This window comes from Neisseria weixii (assembly GCF_002327085.1).
In the GTDB taxonomy this organism is placed as follows: Bacteria; Pseudomonadota; Gammaproteobacteria; order Burkholderiales; family Neisseriaceae; genus Neisseria; species Neisseria weixii.
Genome location: NZ_CP023429.1, coordinates 1,017,416 through 1,030,495, shown reverse-complemented (window position 1 = coordinate 1,030,495; position 13,080 = coordinate 1,017,416). Strand labels below are relative to the sequence as shown.

25 protein-coding genes are annotated in these 13,080 nt (G+C 51.2%); 13 read left to right on the top strand and 12 right to left on the bottom strand.

Going from position 1 to position 13,080, the window contains the following annotated elements; all coding sequences use genetic code 11:
• Positions 1-92: 92 nt before the first annotated feature.
• From CGZ65_RS05280 to CGZ65_RS05225, 12 genes are all read right to left on the bottom strand, one after another.
• Entirely contained in the window at positions 93-368 is a 276-nt protein-coding gene (locus CGZ65_RS05280) for an HU family DNA-binding protein (RefSeq protein ID WP_096295095.1), read from the bottom strand.
• 202 nt (positions 369-570) lie between these two features.
• Positions 571-1,176 (bottom strand): DUF3164 family protein, encoded by a 606-nt coding sequence (locus CGZ65_RS05275; RefSeq protein ID WP_198345349.1) that lies wholly within the window; start codon positions 1,174-1,176, stop codon positions 571-573.
• Positions 1,169-1,636 (bottom strand): hypothetical protein, encoded by a 468-nt coding sequence (locus CGZ65_RS05270; RefSeq protein WP_096295093.1) that lies wholly within the window; start codon positions 1,634-1,636, stop codon positions 1,169-1,171. Before CGZ65_RS05270 ends, CGZ65_RS05275 begins: the two co-directional genes overlap by 8 nt.
• Positions 1,620-2,138 (bottom strand): hypothetical protein, encoded by a 519-nt coding sequence (locus tag CGZ65_RS05265; RefSeq protein WP_096295092.1) that lies wholly within the window; start codon positions 2,136-2,138, stop codon positions 1,620-1,622. The genes CGZ65_RS05270 and CGZ65_RS05265 overlap by 17 nt, the downstream gene beginning before the upstream one ends.
• A complete protein-coding gene (locus CGZ65_RS05260; RefSeq protein WP_096295091.1) occupies positions 2,135-2,383 on the bottom strand; it encodes a hypothetical protein in 249 nt (82 codons plus the stop codon). Before CGZ65_RS05260 ends, CGZ65_RS05265 begins: the two co-directional genes overlap by 4 nt.
• A 1-nt stretch (position 2,384) precedes the next feature.
• Positions 2,385-2,597: a hypothetical protein gene (locus CGZ65_RS05255; protein ID WP_096295090.1), complete on the bottom strand. Its 213-nt coding sequence runs from the start codon at positions 2,595-2,597 to the stop codon at positions 2,385-2,387.
• Entirely contained in the window at positions 2,594-2,797 is a 204-nt protein-coding gene (locus tag CGZ65_RS05250) for a hypothetical protein (protein WP_096295089.1), read from the bottom strand. The genes CGZ65_RS05255 and CGZ65_RS05250 overlap by 4 nt, the downstream gene beginning before the upstream one ends.
• On the bottom strand, positions 2,797-3,939 hold the full coding sequence (locus CGZ65_RS05245; protein ID WP_096295088.1) for an ExeA family protein: 1,143 nt from the start codon (positions 3,937-3,939) through the stop codon (positions 2,797-2,799). Before CGZ65_RS05245 ends, CGZ65_RS05250 begins: the two co-directional genes overlap by 1 nt.
• 40 nt (positions 3,940-3,979) lie before the next feature.
• Positions 3,980-5,761, bottom strand: coding sequence for a DDE-type integrase/transposase/recombinase (locus tag CGZ65_RS05240; RefSeq protein ID WP_096295087.1), 1,782 nt, complete (start codon positions 5,759-5,761; stop codon positions 3,980-3,982).
• Position 5,762: 1 nt separating this feature from the next.
• On the bottom strand, positions 5,763-6,620 hold the full coding sequence (locus CGZ65_RS05235) for a DUF3102 domain-containing protein (RefSeq protein ID WP_096295086.1): 858 nt from the start codon (positions 6,618-6,620) through the stop codon (positions 5,763-5,765).
• 34 nt (positions 6,621-6,654) lie between these two features.
• Entirely contained in the window at positions 6,655-6,939 is a 285-nt protein-coding gene (locus CGZ65_RS05230) for a helix-turn-helix domain-containing protein (RefSeq protein WP_096295085.1), read from the bottom strand.
• Positions 6,936-7,139: a DNA-binding protein gene (locus CGZ65_RS05225; protein WP_096295084.1), complete on the bottom strand. Its 204-nt coding sequence runs from the start codon at positions 7,137-7,139 to the stop codon at positions 6,936-6,938. The genes CGZ65_RS05230 and CGZ65_RS05225 overlap by 4 nt, the downstream gene beginning before the upstream one ends.
• 141 nt (positions 7,140-7,280) lie before the next feature.
• Here CGZ65_RS05225 and CGZ65_RS05220 point away from each other — a divergent pair, with 141 nt between their 5' ends.
• From CGZ65_RS05220 to CGZ65_RS05160, 13 genes are all read left to right on the top strand, one after another.
• Positions 7,281-7,928, top strand: coding sequence for a LexA family transcriptional regulator (locus CGZ65_RS05220; protein ID WP_096295083.1), 648 nt, complete (start codon positions 7,281-7,283; stop codon positions 7,926-7,928).
• Complete coding sequence (locus CGZ65_RS05215) at positions 7,925-8,548, top strand: hypothetical protein (RefSeq protein WP_096295082.1); 624 nt, start codon at positions 7,925-7,927, stop codon at positions 8,546-8,548. The genes CGZ65_RS05220 and CGZ65_RS05215 overlap by 4 nt, the downstream gene beginning before the upstream one ends.
• 29 nt (positions 8,549-8,577) lie before the next feature.
• On the top strand, positions 8,578-9,546 hold the full coding sequence (locus CGZ65_RS05210) for a hypothetical protein (protein ID WP_096295081.1): 969 nt from the start codon (positions 8,578-8,580) through the stop codon (positions 9,544-9,546).
• On the top strand, positions 9,543-10,025 hold the full coding sequence (locus CGZ65_RS05205; protein ID WP_096295080.1) for a hypothetical protein: 483 nt from the start codon (positions 9,543-9,545) through the stop codon (positions 10,023-10,025). Before CGZ65_RS05210 ends, CGZ65_RS05205 begins: the two co-directional genes overlap by 4 nt.
• An 86-nt stretch (positions 10,026-10,111) precedes the next feature.
• Positions 10,112-10,615: a glycoside hydrolase family 108 protein gene (locus tag CGZ65_RS05200; RefSeq protein WP_096295079.1), complete on the top strand. Its 504-nt coding sequence runs from the start codon at positions 10,112-10,114 to the stop codon at positions 10,613-10,615.
• Positions 10,616-10,618: 3 nt separating this feature from the next.
• Positions 10,619-10,801, top strand: a complete 183-nt coding sequence (locus tag CGZ65_RS05195) for a hypothetical protein (RefSeq protein WP_096295078.1) — start codon at positions 10,619-10,621, stop codon at positions 10,799-10,801.
• A complete protein-coding gene (locus CGZ65_RS05190) occupies positions 10,798-11,055 on the top strand; it encodes a hypothetical protein (protein WP_378595815.1) in 258 nt (85 codons plus the stop codon). Before CGZ65_RS05195 ends, CGZ65_RS05190 begins: the two co-directional genes overlap by 4 nt.
• Positions 11,039-11,437 carry a hypothetical protein gene (locus tag CGZ65_RS05185; RefSeq protein ID WP_096295077.1) on the top strand — a complete coding sequence of 133 codons (399 nt, stop codon included), beginning with the start codon at positions 11,039-11,041 and terminating at the stop codon, positions 11,435-11,437. Before CGZ65_RS05190 ends, CGZ65_RS05185 begins: the two co-directional genes overlap by 17 nt.
• A 19-nt stretch (positions 11,438-11,456) precedes the next feature.
• A complete protein-coding gene (locus CGZ65_RS05180) occupies positions 11,457-11,636 on the top strand; it encodes a hypothetical protein (RefSeq protein ID WP_198345376.1) in 180 nt (59 codons plus the stop codon).
• On the top strand, positions 11,629-11,841 hold the full coding sequence (locus CGZ65_RS05175) for a TraR/DksA C4-type zinc finger protein (protein WP_096295076.1): 213 nt from the start codon (positions 11,629-11,631) through the stop codon (positions 11,839-11,841). The genes CGZ65_RS05180 and CGZ65_RS05175 overlap by 8 nt, the downstream gene beginning before the upstream one ends.
• A 2-nt stretch (positions 11,842-11,843) precedes the next feature.
• A complete protein-coding gene (locus tag CGZ65_RS05170; RefSeq protein WP_096295075.1) occupies positions 11,844-12,164 on the top strand; it encodes a hypothetical protein in 321 nt (106 codons plus the stop codon).
• A complete protein-coding gene (locus CGZ65_RS05165; protein ID WP_096295074.1) occupies positions 12,161-12,478 on the top strand; it encodes a hypothetical protein in 318 nt (105 codons plus the stop codon). The genes CGZ65_RS05170 and CGZ65_RS05165 overlap by 4 nt, the downstream gene beginning before the upstream one ends.
• A 42-nt stretch (positions 12,479-12,520) precedes the next feature.
• A complete protein-coding gene (locus CGZ65_RS05160; protein WP_332457936.1) occupies positions 12,521-13,024 on the top strand; it encodes a DUF3486 family protein in 504 nt (167 codons plus the stop codon).
• The last annotated feature ends 56 nt before the right edge of the window (positions 13,025-13,080 follow it).

The following is a 13,080-nucleotide window of genomic DNA, read 5'->3' as shown; positions in this document are numbered from 1 at the left end:
CAATCAATTAGGTTTTATTCTATCTGCTCTCCATGTCGTTGGCAAATAAAAAAGGCCGTCTGAAATTTTTCAGACGGCCTTTGGCGTGAAGCCTACTTGTCCACCGCTTCGCGCAACGGCTTGGCAGCCTTGAACTTAACTGCCTTGCCAGCCGGAATGGTCAGGGCTTCGCCTGTTTTCGGGTTGCGGCCTTGACGTTCGGCGCGTTGGGTAACGGTAAACGTACCGAAGCCGTGAATCGCCACATCCTTGCCTGCGGCGAGTTCGCCCGTGATGAGTTCGGTCACGCCTTCAGCGGCCATTTCTGCGCGTTTTTTGTCCCATACATACTTTTCCTGCAATGCTGCTACCAATTCTGATTTAGTCATGTTACTGCTCCTGTATTAAAATGCGGCAGGCCGTGCCGCGCGGGTTAAATATCTTTTCTATGCAGAATTTCGCTAATCATTGCCCATTGTCTCGGGCTGATTCTCTGTCCTAATATCTGACAGGTATAGCCGCTGTCGGAACGAAGTTCTATGTCTATTACCGCTGTTTTTTCAGTAGGCAATTCCCTTGGGTCAGTCATCATCACACCTTCGCAATATCCAAGTTAATCAACGCATATTCGCCGTTTTCGGCTCGGCGGTACACCCGCACAAACGGTTTGCTGATATGCACCTGCAGACTGTCGCTCAAAGCGTCCATCGCCCGATGCCATTTCTCGTCTTTGATTTCCAAGCGGCGCAGACCGAGTACGCGGGCGGTGGAGATATTGCCTTCTTTGTCTACTTGAAACGCCGCGTTAATCAGCGTTTTCAGCTCGCTGCGGCTGCCTTCCGTCCATTCGTTGATGCACTCGTCGATTAAGGCTTTGGCCGCTGCCAGCCCTTCGTCAAATACCAGTGTGTCCTGCATGGCCAGATTCACGCGGTAGCTGCCGTCAAAGCTGTGCAGCGTGATGTTGCCTTTCTTTCCGCCCAGCTTCACATCGTAGCGGTCGGCGGAAAGCTGCACAAACGCGGCGATGTCATCCATCGCGGTGCGTTTGAAATCGGCAACGGTTGACTGTACGGCAGCGGCTTTACCGGCAATCTCCATGACCAGCTCGTCGCGCAGCAGGTCGATTTCTTTGATATTGGCCAAAGCTACTAAATTGCCCTTGGCATCTTGGCGGTATTGGCTTAAATCAGTCATTCTCTTTTCCTTTCTGCCTTGCGGCATAAATCCGTTTGCATTCATCCACCGTCCGGTGGCGCGGGCCGTGTATCCAGTCGCGGTTCATACACGGTGCTTTTTTGGTTTTCAGTCCGGCAAAATGCCGTTTCAAAATCTCTATCTGCGCCTTGCCGTATTCCGTGGTAACGTGTTTCTTCTCCAGTTTCTGCACCATCTTTACGGGTATCGGCGGCAGCAACTTCACAAAATCGGCCGGGTTCGGCCATTCGGTCTGTGTGGCGGCGATGGTCTCAAAGGCCGTCTGAAAACGCGCTGTATCGCGTTGCGGCTGCCATTCCTGTTTGTTCAACAGGCCGTACCAGACTTCGGCAACCGCTGTCAGGTCTTTCGCCGCCGGACGGCCTTTGAGGTTTAAGGCCGAGAGCAGCATGAATCCTTTGGCTATTTCTGTTTTCAACCAGTCATTTTGAGCCTCCATTTGCCCACTCCATTAAGTTGCCCACACCGTCGCGCAGCTTGCTTTGCGGCTCGGACGGGGGGTGGTGGCCGGCCACCGCTATGCCGTCTGCTGAGGTTGGACGTACCGTTGTTGCCGCTGTTTTCCCGGGTGTCCAAAACGTGATGTTTTCCAACAAAAAGCCGTGCGTGGTCAACGGTGTTTTCAGACGGCCTGCATTGCGTGCCTCAACACATTTTTCTGCCGCCCAAACCCAAGCCTCGCGCGGTGCAGGATAGGTTTTGCGGTTACGCGTAATCTCTCCGGCCTGTATCATCGGGATTAACTCGCCCAAAAGCTTTGAAACCCTGTTAAAACTCAAATCCTTTTCAGACGGCCTGAACAAAGTCAGGTAGCGCAGCAGCGCAATCAGCGGCTCTTCGGAAATTTTGGCCAGCGAAATCAGGGCTTCACGCGCTTCTTGATGGGTAATCAGCACATCCAAGCTCATGCTGGCACCGCAGGCAGGGCAGCGTACTTTCATGACAGTTCCTCAAAACTTTTAAATGCCGCTTCCAACTCAGCGGAAACATCAGGATATTTATCTTTTAGAAACTGTTCGAATACAGGCTGCATCCCCATCCATTCAAAGACAAACCCTTGCGGATGGCTTTCCCAAATTAGCCGTTGAAAGGCCTCCGGCGGGAAATAAGCTCTCATTTTGTCGTCAAAATCCCAAACTGCTTTTTCAATCTTTCTTTGCAGTTGAATTAACTGTTTTACATCCATCTCACGCCGCCTTTCTGCCTGCCAAGGCCAAATCTTTCATGCTCAAACAGTTCAAGGCCGTCTGAACCAAGTCCGCTTCGTCTTCGGTTTTGTCCGCCGAAACCATCAGCAGGATAAATTTATCGTTCAAAGTGCTCAGCTCGCAGCATAAAAAGCCTGAGCGTTCGCGCCATACTTTGGCTTTGATGTTGCTGTAATCACGTTCCACTTTCATTGCACACCTCCCACCGGCTCCAATACCACCGCTTTGGCCAATTCCGTCTCACTCATGCCGCCGTAGGCCGCTTCCCACGCTTGGTCGGCGGCTTGGGCATCGGCAGCATGTGCCGGTTGGTTTTGGCAGCTCTGCAACATGGCTGTCAGTGCTACCGCCAATAAAACTACATAAGCAATCATTAAACGTTTCGCGCTCATCACACACCCCGCACCACATCGCCATCTACCACATCAAACCCCAGTTCTGCCGCCTGATTCATGGCCGCGCTGACTAAGTTATTGACCGCCAGCGGATACAGCAGACTGTTCATTTCCGTGCCTTTGGCCGTGCGGCTTTTAACAGTCAGGCGTTCGGCCACCGCATCAATCGCGCTCTCGTCCATCACTTTGGTCAAGTCCGCTCCGGTGCGGGCAAACTTGTGTTTCAGATAGCCTTCCAGCTTGCCGTCAGTCAGCGGCATCAGTGTCACCACTTCGCAGCGTTGCACCACTTCACGCACACTTGGGTTGTTTTCCGAGAGCTTTTGCGCCAATTCCGTTTGGCCGATTAACACAATTCCCAGCAGGCGTTCAAAGCCCGATTTCAGCTCAAAAAAGCGTTTCAGGTGCTTCAGGGTCGGCAGCGGCAGGCCGTGCGCTTCTTCGATGATTAAAACGTGTTTGTTGCCCGCTTTTGCGCTCTCGGTCAGGGCGCGGTGGATTTGGGCGAAACGCGCCTCGGGGCTGCGTTTGGGCGATACGTTGGGCGCAACCGCTGCCAAAATCGCTTCGGCAATATGCACCGCTTTCAAGGTTTTGCCTTTCTGGTCGTTGTCCTCCATCGCCAGCACATAAGGCTCGATCATGATGATTTGGCGGCCTTCGCGGTTGATGCGGTCCTGCAGGTCTTCGCGCAGGGTGGATTTGCCCGCGCCGCTTTCGCCGACCACCGCCACAAAACCACCGTGGCAGGCCGTCTGAAACATCGCCTCGCGCACATAACGCACATCCGGTGTCATGTACACATCATCGGCAGACTGGATTTCGTCGTTAAAAGGGTCTTTAAAAATGCCGAAGTGCTGCTTGGCGGCTTGTGTCAGGGTTGCTTTTCGTAATAACATCTCTTTGTCCTCGCTTTCGTTAGGGTGGGCAGGTGCGGCTTCCGGCTCGTTTCTCAGGCCAGCGGGAATATCCGCACCATTTGTTTCAAAATACTGTTTCAACTTCCCGCGCAGCTCGTCTGCGCCTTTTTTCGGCCAATTCCCGTGGTTCACCACCGCCACCAGCATGGGCTTGCTGCAGCCGATTTCGGCAGCGGCGGTTGCGTAGGATTTGCCGATTTTCTGAAAATCCTGCTTCATCGTTTCCTCCGCCAAATGTGACGATGTCGTCGCATTTGGTCTAAGCGGTTTTGTGTAATTTCAGACGGCCTGCCGTTTTCAGCTGGTTAAATACCGCTTCCAACTGGCTGGCGGCCACGCCATCCGGATAAAGCCTGCCCAGTTTGGCCATCATAGAAGGTGTCCACTCGCCGCCTGCGGCTTCGATACGCGGCTTCAGCAGCTTGGCCACTTCCACCTTGTTCAACACCTGCTCGGCCACTTCCATGCGGTTGTAATCCATCTGCGAACCCTGCCGCTCGATATAGAGCGTGTTGCGTGCGGCCAGCGTGTCTTCCTGATGCTTGTAGGGGTCGAGTTCGCCGCCGAAGGGCACCGCCTTGCCTTTGCGTTTGGCCGCCGCCTGTTCCAGCGTGTCCGTGCCCATCGCCAGCTTGTCCAGCTCTTTCGCGTGCTGCTGCGCCGCCGTTTCACCCTGCGCCTTGTATTCCGCTCCGATAAGCGCCGCATCTGCGCGGAAACCCATCTCGTCAAACACCACTTCAGGCACGGCCACCCATGTTTCATGGCCGTCTGAATCAAACGTCGCCACCCGTGCGCCGTCGGTTTCCCAAGGGTTTTTGGCCACCAGCAGTTTCTGACCGACCAACACGCCCTTGATGTCCTTCACGTTGTACACGCGGCCGCCGAAGCGGATTTCCAAATCGGGTGACACTTTCGCTTCTTTCGGTGCGCTTACCGCCAGTTCTCGGCAGTAATCGGCAGGAGGCGGCAGTATCAGCTGCTCGGCCTTGATTTTGTTCCACGCCTGATAGCGGGTCATACCGTGACGGCTGTGGATTTGCGTACCGTTGTAGTAGCGCATCCAGCGTTCCGCCAAGCCGTTGAGCTGGTCGATGTCGTTTACTGCGGTGAAGCGCAGGCCGCTTTCAAACGCCGTTTCCACGATGTCGTTGGCTTTTTCCACTTGCCCCTTGGCGCGTGGGTTGCCCGGCTTGTTAATCTGCACATGCACGTCCAGCGATTTGCAGAGATTTTTAAACGCCGCCGAGGTATTCGCGCTGCCGGGGTCGAGCATCACCATCCGTGGCACGCCGCGAAACGGGTCTTTCAAGGTGTCCTGCTTGGCCTGCATCATGTAGATGAAGAAATCGCACAAATTCGCGCTGGTCTCGCCGCCGAAGTAATACCGTGCCACGATTGTCCCGCTGGCATGATCGGTGCCGGTGTAACGCCACACACGGTCTTGCTCGATTTTGATGACGTTTTTCGGCTTGTTCTTGTAGAACTCTTCCTCCTTCATCACCCGCAGCCCCGTATCCTTGCCGTGGCGCGGCAGGTAATACAACACACACAAACTCGGGTCGATTTGCCAGCAATGGTTCGGATGTTCCGATTTCATGCGGCTCACAGGATCAGGCTGCAAAAGCTGGTCGGGGTGCAGCTTGTATTCGCGCAGGGCGCGGGTGATGGTGGATTCCGAAAGCGGCATCACTTCGCCGGTTTCTTCATCAATCCGAACCGCTTCGATTTTGCCGTTGGCCCGCAGCATCTCCACCGCCTGCCGCACCGCCATCAGCCGCTTGCCGTTGCGCCGCATGGCTTCCATCAGCACCGCCGAAATCAGCTTGGCTTCATCAAGGCTCAATTCCGACTTGCCCGCATCGCTGCGGCGTTTGCGCCCGGGCTTAACCGCCACCGCTTCCAGCTTGCGGTAGAGTGTGGCCAAACTCATGCCCAATTCCGCCGCCTGCTGCTTCAAATAGGCACTTTTCTCACCGCGCCCCATGCTTTCCGCCTGCCGGTCTACCGCTTGCAGACGTTCGATTAATGCCGGATTCATCTCAATCCTCCGTATTTCCCACATCCGCCAGCCATTCAGGCACTTCGTCCGTCGGTGCTTTCGTTGGCAGCGCGTAGTTTTCGCGCAGCGTTTCGCAATCCAAAATAATCTGATTGAGCGTGCCGACCATCTTGGCGCGGTGGTCAAACCCGTGCGCTTCGCCGTGTGCCAGCATCTGCTGGAACAGGTCTTTCAGCCGGCTGACATCCGAGCGGATACCCACTTCAAGGCTGGATAAGCGCATGGCCAGCTCGCTGGCGACATCTTCCGCTTTTGGCTCTTTGACCGTTTTCTTGCTGCGCTCCAGCTTTTCCGCCAGTTCGTCGACCTTTTTGTTTTTATCGGCGATGACTTTGTCTTTCGCTTCCGCCGTTTCTCGGCTTTCGCGTAGGGCGGCCCGCAGCTCGCGCACCGTCATGCGGTCAACATCATCCAAAGTCATGCCGTTCACTTCTTCGCCTTCGGCCAAGCCGACCAAGGTCACGTCTTCTTCCACCAACAGTTCCAGCAGCTTCGACTTGCCCAAATCCATCAACTTCGGAGCGGCTTTCTGCATCTGCGGAGTGGCGAAGCGTTGCGTGGCCGACATCAGGCGGGCGGTTTCCGCATGCCCGATACCGAACTGGCTTTTCACAATCTCCATAAAGCGGCCATGCTCGGTGTGTTCTTTCAAGATAATCAGCGCGCGGCCGAGCTCAAACATGCCTTCCATTGTCTGGCGCACGGCCAGGCGTCCGCGCTCAATCCAGCGTTCTTCGCTATAAGCCTCTCCATTACCCCATTGTTCCATCACCATCATGCTGCGCATGGCGGCTTGATTGCCTGTATCGGCTGCATTGACTACTTCAATTTCGTTCATTTTTCATCTCCAAATTTCCCGACGTCGGGAAATTTCAAATCCGGTTAACCCTTTGGTTCAGCTCTTCGAGCTTCGCCGCCATCATTTCGTATTGCCGTCTGTACCTTTCTGCAATCTGCAAGGTCTTTACGCTGTAGGCAAAATTCCCGTTATCCAACTTGACCACAAGCCCTTCAGTAATCAGATCATCTAAATCCCTGCTCACTTGCGTAGGCGAGAGGCCGAGGCCGTCTGAAATCTCTTTGTTGCTGATACCGATAATCGGGTGGGCTTCCAAGGCTTTGAAAACCCGCAGCAGACGGATACCTTTGGTGCTCATCCCACATTCCCTTTTGCATCGCCCGATTGCTGCTTCATTCCAAGCTCCACCGCAATTTCATGCGCTTTTCCGCGGTTGGCCTTAATCGTGCCGTTTAAAATCCGCGACACATAAGTCGGGTCGTAGCCCCGAGCATCGCACCAAGATTTAATGGTTTCACCACGTTTACGGAAACCTTCTTTGACTTTTTCCGAATTCACGGAATATCTCCTTTCCCTATCTCGTGATAGAATGTTGAATATTTAAAGATTTAAACAACCTTGCTTAAATGTTGGATAAATATTAGTGGAAATATCCCACTTTAGCAAGTGTTTTTTCCACTAATTTGAGGATTTTAAAGCATGGTCGTTGATAAAATTAGACAAGTTATTGAATTAAATAAAATTACGATTGATGAATTTGCAGAAAGAATTGGTGAAAAACCAACGCGGCTGAAAGATGTGTTGCGTGAAAAGCAGCGTCCGCCATTGGAAATGATTCAATCCATCGTGGAAAATTTCCAAATCGACGCAAACTGGCTGATTGGATTGAGTGATAATTTCCACCAAAGTGGAACAAAAAATGAAGGGGATTACGACTACGTCCCGATGTTTGATGTCGAAGTTTCGGCAGGCAACGGCGCATCTGCCTATGGCGTGACCGACCCGGCCATGCACTTGGCGTTCCGCAAAGACTGGCTTAAATCACGCGGCCTGTTTGCCAAAGACCTCAACTGCGTGGTGGCACGCGGCGACAGCATGGAGCCGACTATCAACAGCAAAGACACGCTGTTGGTCGATACCAGCAAAAATCACCCGCGCGACGGCCAAATTTACGTTATCCGTTCAGGCGACACGTTGTGGGTCAAACGTATCCAAAAACAGATTGACGGCAGCCTGCTGCTGATTTCCGACAATGACACCTATCCGCCGATGTCGCTGACATTGGCAGACCACCCCGATATTCAGGTTATCGGGCAGGTGGTGCAGATTTCCAAGGATTTATCATGACCAGCCAGCTTGCCATAGATAAGCAAGAAAATAATCCTTTCAACCTTTCAAAAAAATATCTGATGGTGGTCACATTCACTCAGTCGTCCAGTAAAAATTTTCGGACGGCTTTATTGTGGGCAAAAAGTGCGGCGTTTTTTGACAGTATCGATATAGACAAAGAGACGGTTTATTGCTGTGCATTCGATAAAACACCAGAGCAGGCGGGAATGGCTTCCGTTTTTTTGAACTATGTCGAAAATTGGAACGGTAAACAGATTTATATTAACGGACGGATTCACAGCGGTAGCATTTATGACTTACTCGGTGTTTTAGACTGCTACCAAAAATCACAAGCCTGCCCAAATGCAAAAAGCCATTGTTGCTTCGTTTCGGATGATATTTTTCTATGGCATGGCACAAGGCCTGCCTTTGAAATCAGCTTGTCTTTGGAAGGACGTACAAAAGAAAACCCTCAAGCAAAGAAATTTGTGATGCCATGTACGAAACTCCGTCACCACCGGATTGAGAAAGAAACTTATTTGGGTAGTTGGGATGAGCAAGTTGCTGCATTGGCAGTAAGGCAGAATTCGGATTGGTGTCCGAGTTTTGATATAGGACACTTCAGGCAATATGAGTAAAAATCGAAAAAGAAATGAGGAATTTATAAATGGCCAAAAGAACCACTAAAACCATTCACTATTTACGTGCACATCAAGACCACGACTTATTCGATTTGGAGACAGCTTTAAAAACAATTTTGTTAGCTGCGCCTACTGTTCAAGATACACAAATTGAACAATACAATCAGCTTACACAAATCATGCATAGAAATCTGAATCCCCAAGATATAGAAAATAATGCAATTGATGGTTTACTGATACATATCGGCAGCGGAACAAGAGATGAACACATCCGCACCATGAGCAATAGGCCTGAGCAACAAGACGATCATGGTGGTACCCAAGCACCACCGAATGGGTATTCTTTTTTGCGCAAAGAAGCTTTTTTGTATATCTTCAGACACCATGTGATTTTTTGCGGGCATGGTTTTTTACAAGCATCAACAGTTGCTTCTTATTTAAGCTCTCTAAGTAATAGATTGAGAGCAGAGAATGCTAGTATCGTTCACTTTGATATTCAATTCAAAGCGGTAGGTAATTGTGATACTTTGACATTGATACAACAACACGGTGTAAAAAGTATTCTTTTAGACGCTTCGGCATATCAATTGTCCAGAGACAGACTGTATCAAAACAGCCGTTCAACTATTGCCAAAGCATTGAGTAAAGTCGGCAGTGTATTTATAGGTGAATTGAGCGATGAAGAACTAGAGGCTCAATCCGAAATTCATATTAACTTGGAAGTTTTGTTAAATGGTAATTCGAGAGCCAGTATCGAAGCCCAATCACTTATGCAGGAACAGGCAGAGGAAATTATCGATGACGAAACGGTTAATCAAGGCTTTTCTATTACCACTCAACAAGGCGAAGTTATTAAACCGGCTGATGTGAAATTGTCTAAATCTGTTAGAATAGAACGATACGACGAAGCGAACTCATTACTCCCTAACTCGGCATTCTCAGCAATCAGCGAATATTTTCTAGAGCTTCAAAGTAGAAACTTAACCGAACAATGAAAAAATACCTACCCTTTTTACGTTTTGTACTGATTGCCTGTATATCGGCATTCTTAGCGTGGAAAGGGCAGCCTTTTGTTCATGGAAACGAAAAAGCAGTTGATTTAATTATCAATGTATTTGCAATTTTGGCCGGTTTTCTAATTGCGATCATGACGCTGTTTAGCGATATGAGGTTCGATGAAGACGCGAATTGGCGGCAAATTCAAATTCGTGAGAATGTGCAAGAGCAAAGATATATCAAGCATTCCATGCTTTTTTACACTTATTTGGCAGTATTGGTTTGTGTTTTTCTTGTTATATTATTGGCTCATAAAGAAGAATATAAAAATGGACAAGTCATTTTTTGGCTTGAACGAGGATACTTGTTTCTAGCCTGTGTTTCTATTTTTTATTCTGTATTCTTACCCGGAAACTTGATTAAAAGCCGTAAAGAAGAATTTCGGAAGCTTATGGATAAAAAGAAACCTAAAACCTAAAGCAAGTTTTAACCCGCATTAAAAGCCGTTTCAGACAGCCTTACCTAAAATCCCTGTAACCAATTTCGTGTTACAGGGATTTTTTCATGTCCGACAAATTCAGCAGATTCATCGAGCGCGTATTGGCGCATGAAGGCAAATACGTCAACCACAAAGACGATCCGGGCGGCGAAACCAACTGGGGTGTTACCAAGCGCACCGCTCAGGCCAACGGCTACACCGGCTCTATGCGTGCCATGACCCGCGATCAGGCCGTTGAGATTTACCGCAAAGCGTTTTGGCTGCGCTATCACGCCGACAAAATACCCGAAGCAGTGGCGTTTCAGTTTTTCGACGCGTGCATCAACCATGGCTATGGCAATGCGGCGCGTATGCTGCAACGCGCGGCAGGCGTGCCGGACGACGGCGTGATTGGCGCGGTGTCGCTCGCTGCCATCAACAAGCTACCTGAAAACGACTTGCTGCTGCGCTTTAATGCCGAGCGTTTGGTGTTTTATACCAAGCTGGGCACGTTTACCAGCTTCGGCAAAGGCTGGGTGCGCCGAGTGGCGCAAAACCTGATTCATGCGGCCGCCGACAATCAGGATTAAGCCATGAAGAAAACCTTATTTGCCTTATCGATGGCAGCAATGGCAAACACTTGGCCGTCTGACATCAAAATCACACGCGCTTCGGTTGGCCGAGTCCGCCAACATCCAAGCCTGAAACACGGCAAATCGGGTGTGGCCGCTGCCAAACGCGCGGCCAAGAAAAAGAAAGGCCGTCTGAAAAAATGATGAAGTTTTTTAAATGGCTGGGCGGCTTGGTTACCAACCCCGCTACCGGCCACATCTCCCACACCAAGCTGTGGGCAAACGTGGCCGGTGCGGTAATGACCGTCAAATTTGCGCAAACGCCCTATGCGCCCGAATGGCTGTGGTGGGCTTATGGTGCGATGGTCGGCGGCTACGCCTTAATCAAACGCGGCATTGCGGCCATTCCGCAAGTGGCTGCAATCAATAAGGAAAAAACCGATGTGGAAAACGCTTAGCCCTGTGTGGCAGACCTTGATTTCCCCCATCCTGCTGACGGCGGCGGTATTGGCTCTGTATTTCTTTGGCTATCAGGTTGCGGAAAAGCAGGCTGAAGCCGACAAAGCCGAAATCATCGCCACCTATCAGGCTTCGGCCTTGGCCGCCGAGCAGCTTTACACCGAAAAGCTCAAAGCGGCCAATGAAGAGAAGCAGAAATGGATGGATTTTGCCCAAGCGCAGAGCCGCGATTTGGCGGCAGCCTATCAGCAAATCGACCGCCAAGCGGTGCAATTGGAGAAGCAGATTGATGAAACCGTACAGAAAGACGGCAGCCGTTTTAACGGCCTTGGTGCTGACAGCGTGCAACTCTACAACCGCGCCCTCGGTTACGCCGATTAAAGTGGTGGAGCAGCCTGTGCTGCCGCCCGTCTCTTCCGAGCTGCTGCTCACTCACGAACGCCCAGAGCGTCTGAGCGGCGGCTCCCCCGAACAACTGTTGCGCCATGCCGTAGTTTACGGTGCATACTGCCAAAAATTGGAAGCGCAGGTTTCCGGCTGGCAGGCATGGTATGAAAAAGGCCGTCTGAAAAATGACTGATATTTGCGACAAAGCGCAGGAAAACGAAGAAATCTTTCTGGCCGAAGCCCTATACCGTCAGGCAGAAAAAAATACGGCTACCGTCAGCAATTATTACTGCGACGACTGCGGTGAGACGATTCCCGAAGCCCGCCGCCATGCCGTGATCGGCTGTACGCGCTGTGTAGTCTGCCAAGAATATTTTGAGAAAGGCTTTCCGGGTTAGATATGGAAAAAACATTTATCAGTATTGAATTTTGGCAACTGGTCGGCTTCCTACTTTCCTTCCTCGGCGTGTGCTGGGGCTTCGGCAAAATGCTGTTGGCGCAGTTTCAGGCGCAACAAGATGAACGCCAAAAGCAACAGGAAAAGCTACAGAGTAAAGTTGAAAGCATGGAGCGTCAGCTCGGCGAATTTTCAGCCGGCCTGCCAATGACTTATGTTTTGCGCGAAGACTACATCCGCAATCAGGTGGTATTGGAAGCCAAGCTCGACAACGTGGTCGATAAGCTCACAGAGATTTATAAGATGGAGAGCCAGAAAAAATGATCAGCCAAGAATTGATGGCCAAGCAACGTCGTGAAGGTATGCGCTGGAATATCATCAACACGCTCAATAAAGCCCGCCCGCACACCACCAGCGAAGTGTTTTTATTGGACATCATGAACGCGATTTACCCGCAAACCACCGCCTTGGAATTGCGCCAGCAGCTCGACTATCTGGCCGACCGCAAGCTGGTGGAGCTCAACAAAACACCGCACGGCCTGTGGTTTGCCGATTTGACCAGCTTGGGCGTAGATATTGCCGAATACACGGTCGATTGCCGTGCCGGTATCGCACGGCCTGAAAAGGTATGGAACTGATATGGCCAAACGCAGCACCATCGCTACTTTACCCCCAAGGTCTTGGCCGCATTTGAACGCCGCCTTGCGGAAAACGGCTTTTCCAACTACACCGAACTGACCGAATGGCTGAATGCACAAGGTTACGAAGTCAGCCGCTCCGCCGTCCACCGCTATGGCCAAAAAGTCGAACGGCGTTTTGCCAGTATCAAGGCCAGCACCGAAGCGGCGCGGCTGATTGCCGAAGGCGCGGCAGACGAAGGCGACACCCGCAGCGAAGCGTTGATGGCCATGCTGCAAACCGAACTGTTTGATGCATTGGTGCAAATCGGCGAAATGCCGTCTGAAGAATTGGGCGCACTCGACCGTTTCGGCGTGATGGCCGAAGGCGCAAAGAAAATCAGCGGCTTGATTTCCGCCAGTACCCGTCTGAAAGAGTATCAGGCCAAGGTCAAGGCCAAAGTACAGGCCGCCGCCGAAGACGTGGCCAAACAGGCCAAGAAAGGCGGCTTGTCGGAAGAGTCGGTTGAGGCCATCCGCAAGCATATTTTGGGGATTGCATCATGAGGCCGTCTGAAAACGAACGCAGCGAGTTTCTGCGAAGCAAAAACGAACAAACCGTC

What these genes read in the sequence shown, in the direction of transcription:
- CGZ65_RS05280 (WP_096295095.1), bottom strand. Translation starts at nt 368, where the DNA reads ATGACTAAATCAGAATTGGTAGCAGCATTGCAGGAAAAGTATGTATGG.
- CGZ65_RS05275 (WP_198345349.1), bottom strand. Translation starts at nt 1,176, where the DNA reads ATGACTGATTTAAGCCAATACCGCCAAGATGCCAAGGGCAATTTAGTA.
- CGZ65_RS05270 (WP_096295093.1), bottom strand. Translation starts at nt 1,636, where the DNA reads ATGGAGGCTCAAAATGACTGGTTGAAAACAGAAATAGCCAAAGGATTC.
- CGZ65_RS05265 (WP_096295092.1), bottom strand. Translation starts at nt 2,138, where the DNA reads ATGAAAGTACGCTGCCCTGCCTGCGGTGCCAGCATGAGCTTGGATGTG.
- CGZ65_RS05260 (WP_096295091.1), bottom strand. Translation starts at nt 2,383, where the DNA reads ATGGATGTAAAACAGTTAATTCAACTGCAAAGAAAGATTGAAAAAGCA.
- CGZ65_RS05255 (WP_096295090.1), bottom strand. Translation starts at nt 2,597, where the DNA reads ATGAAAGTGGAACGTGATTACAGCAACATCAAAGCCAAAGTATGGCGC.
- CGZ65_RS05250 (WP_096295089.1), bottom strand. Translation starts at nt 2,797, where the DNA reads ATGAGCGCGAAACGTTTAATGATTGCTTATGTAGTTTTATTGGCGGTA.
- CGZ65_RS05245 (WP_096295088.1), bottom strand. Translation starts at nt 3,939, where the DNA reads ATGAAGCAGGATTTTCAGAAAATCGGCAAATCCTACGCAACCGCCGCT.
- CGZ65_RS05240 (WP_096295087.1), bottom strand. Translation starts at nt 5,761, where the DNA reads ATGAATCCGGCATTAATCGAACGTCTGCAAGCGGTAGACCGGCAGGCG.
- CGZ65_RS05235 (WP_096295086.1), bottom strand. Translation starts at nt 6,620, where the DNA reads ATGAACGAAATTGAAGTAGTCAATGCAGCCGATACAGGCAATCAAGCC.
- CGZ65_RS05230 (WP_096295085.1), bottom strand. Translation starts at nt 6,939, where the DNA reads ATGAGCACCAAAGGTATCCGTCTGCTGCGGGTTTTCAAAGCCTTGGAA.
- CGZ65_RS05220 (WP_096295083.1), top strand. Translation starts at nt 7,281, where the DNA reads ATGGTCGTTGATAAAATTAGACAAGTTATTGAATTAAATAAAATTACG.
- CGZ65_RS05215 (WP_096295082.1), top strand. Translation starts at nt 7,925, where the DNA reads ATGACCAGCCAGCTTGCCATAGATAAGCAAGAAAATAATCCTTTCAAC.
- CGZ65_RS05210 (WP_096295081.1), top strand. Translation starts at nt 8,578, where the DNA reads ATGGCCAAAAGAACCACTAAAACCATTCACTATTTACGTGCACATCAA.
- CGZ65_RS05205 (WP_096295080.1), top strand. Translation starts at nt 9,543, where the DNA reads ATGAAAAAATACCTACCCTTTTTACGTTTTGTACTGATTGCCTGTATA.
- CGZ65_RS05200 (WP_096295079.1), top strand. Translation starts at nt 10,112, where the DNA reads ATGTCCGACAAATTCAGCAGATTCATCGAGCGCGTATTGGCGCATGAA.
- CGZ65_RS05195 (WP_096295078.1), top strand. Translation starts at nt 10,619, where the DNA reads ATGAAGAAAACCTTATTTGCCTTATCGATGGCAGCAATGGCAAACACT.
- CGZ65_RS05190 (WP_378595815.1), top strand. Translation starts at nt 10,798, where the DNA reads ATGATGAAGTTTTTTAAATGGCTGGGCGGCTTGGTTACCAACCCCGCT.
- CGZ65_RS05185 (WP_096295077.1), top strand. Translation starts at nt 11,039, where the DNA reads ATGTGGAAAACGCTTAGCCCTGTGTGGCAGACCTTGATTTCCCCCATC.
- CGZ65_RS05175 (WP_096295076.1), top strand. Translation starts at nt 11,629, where the DNA reads ATGACTGATATTTGCGACAAAGCGCAGGAAAACGAAGAAATCTTTCTG.
- CGZ65_RS05170 (WP_096295075.1), top strand. Translation starts at nt 11,844, where the DNA reads ATGGAAAAAACATTTATCAGTATTGAATTTTGGCAACTGGTCGGCTTC.
- CGZ65_RS05165 (WP_096295074.1), top strand. Translation starts at nt 12,161, where the DNA reads ATGATCAGCCAAGAATTGATGGCCAAGCAACGTCGTGAAGGTATGCGC.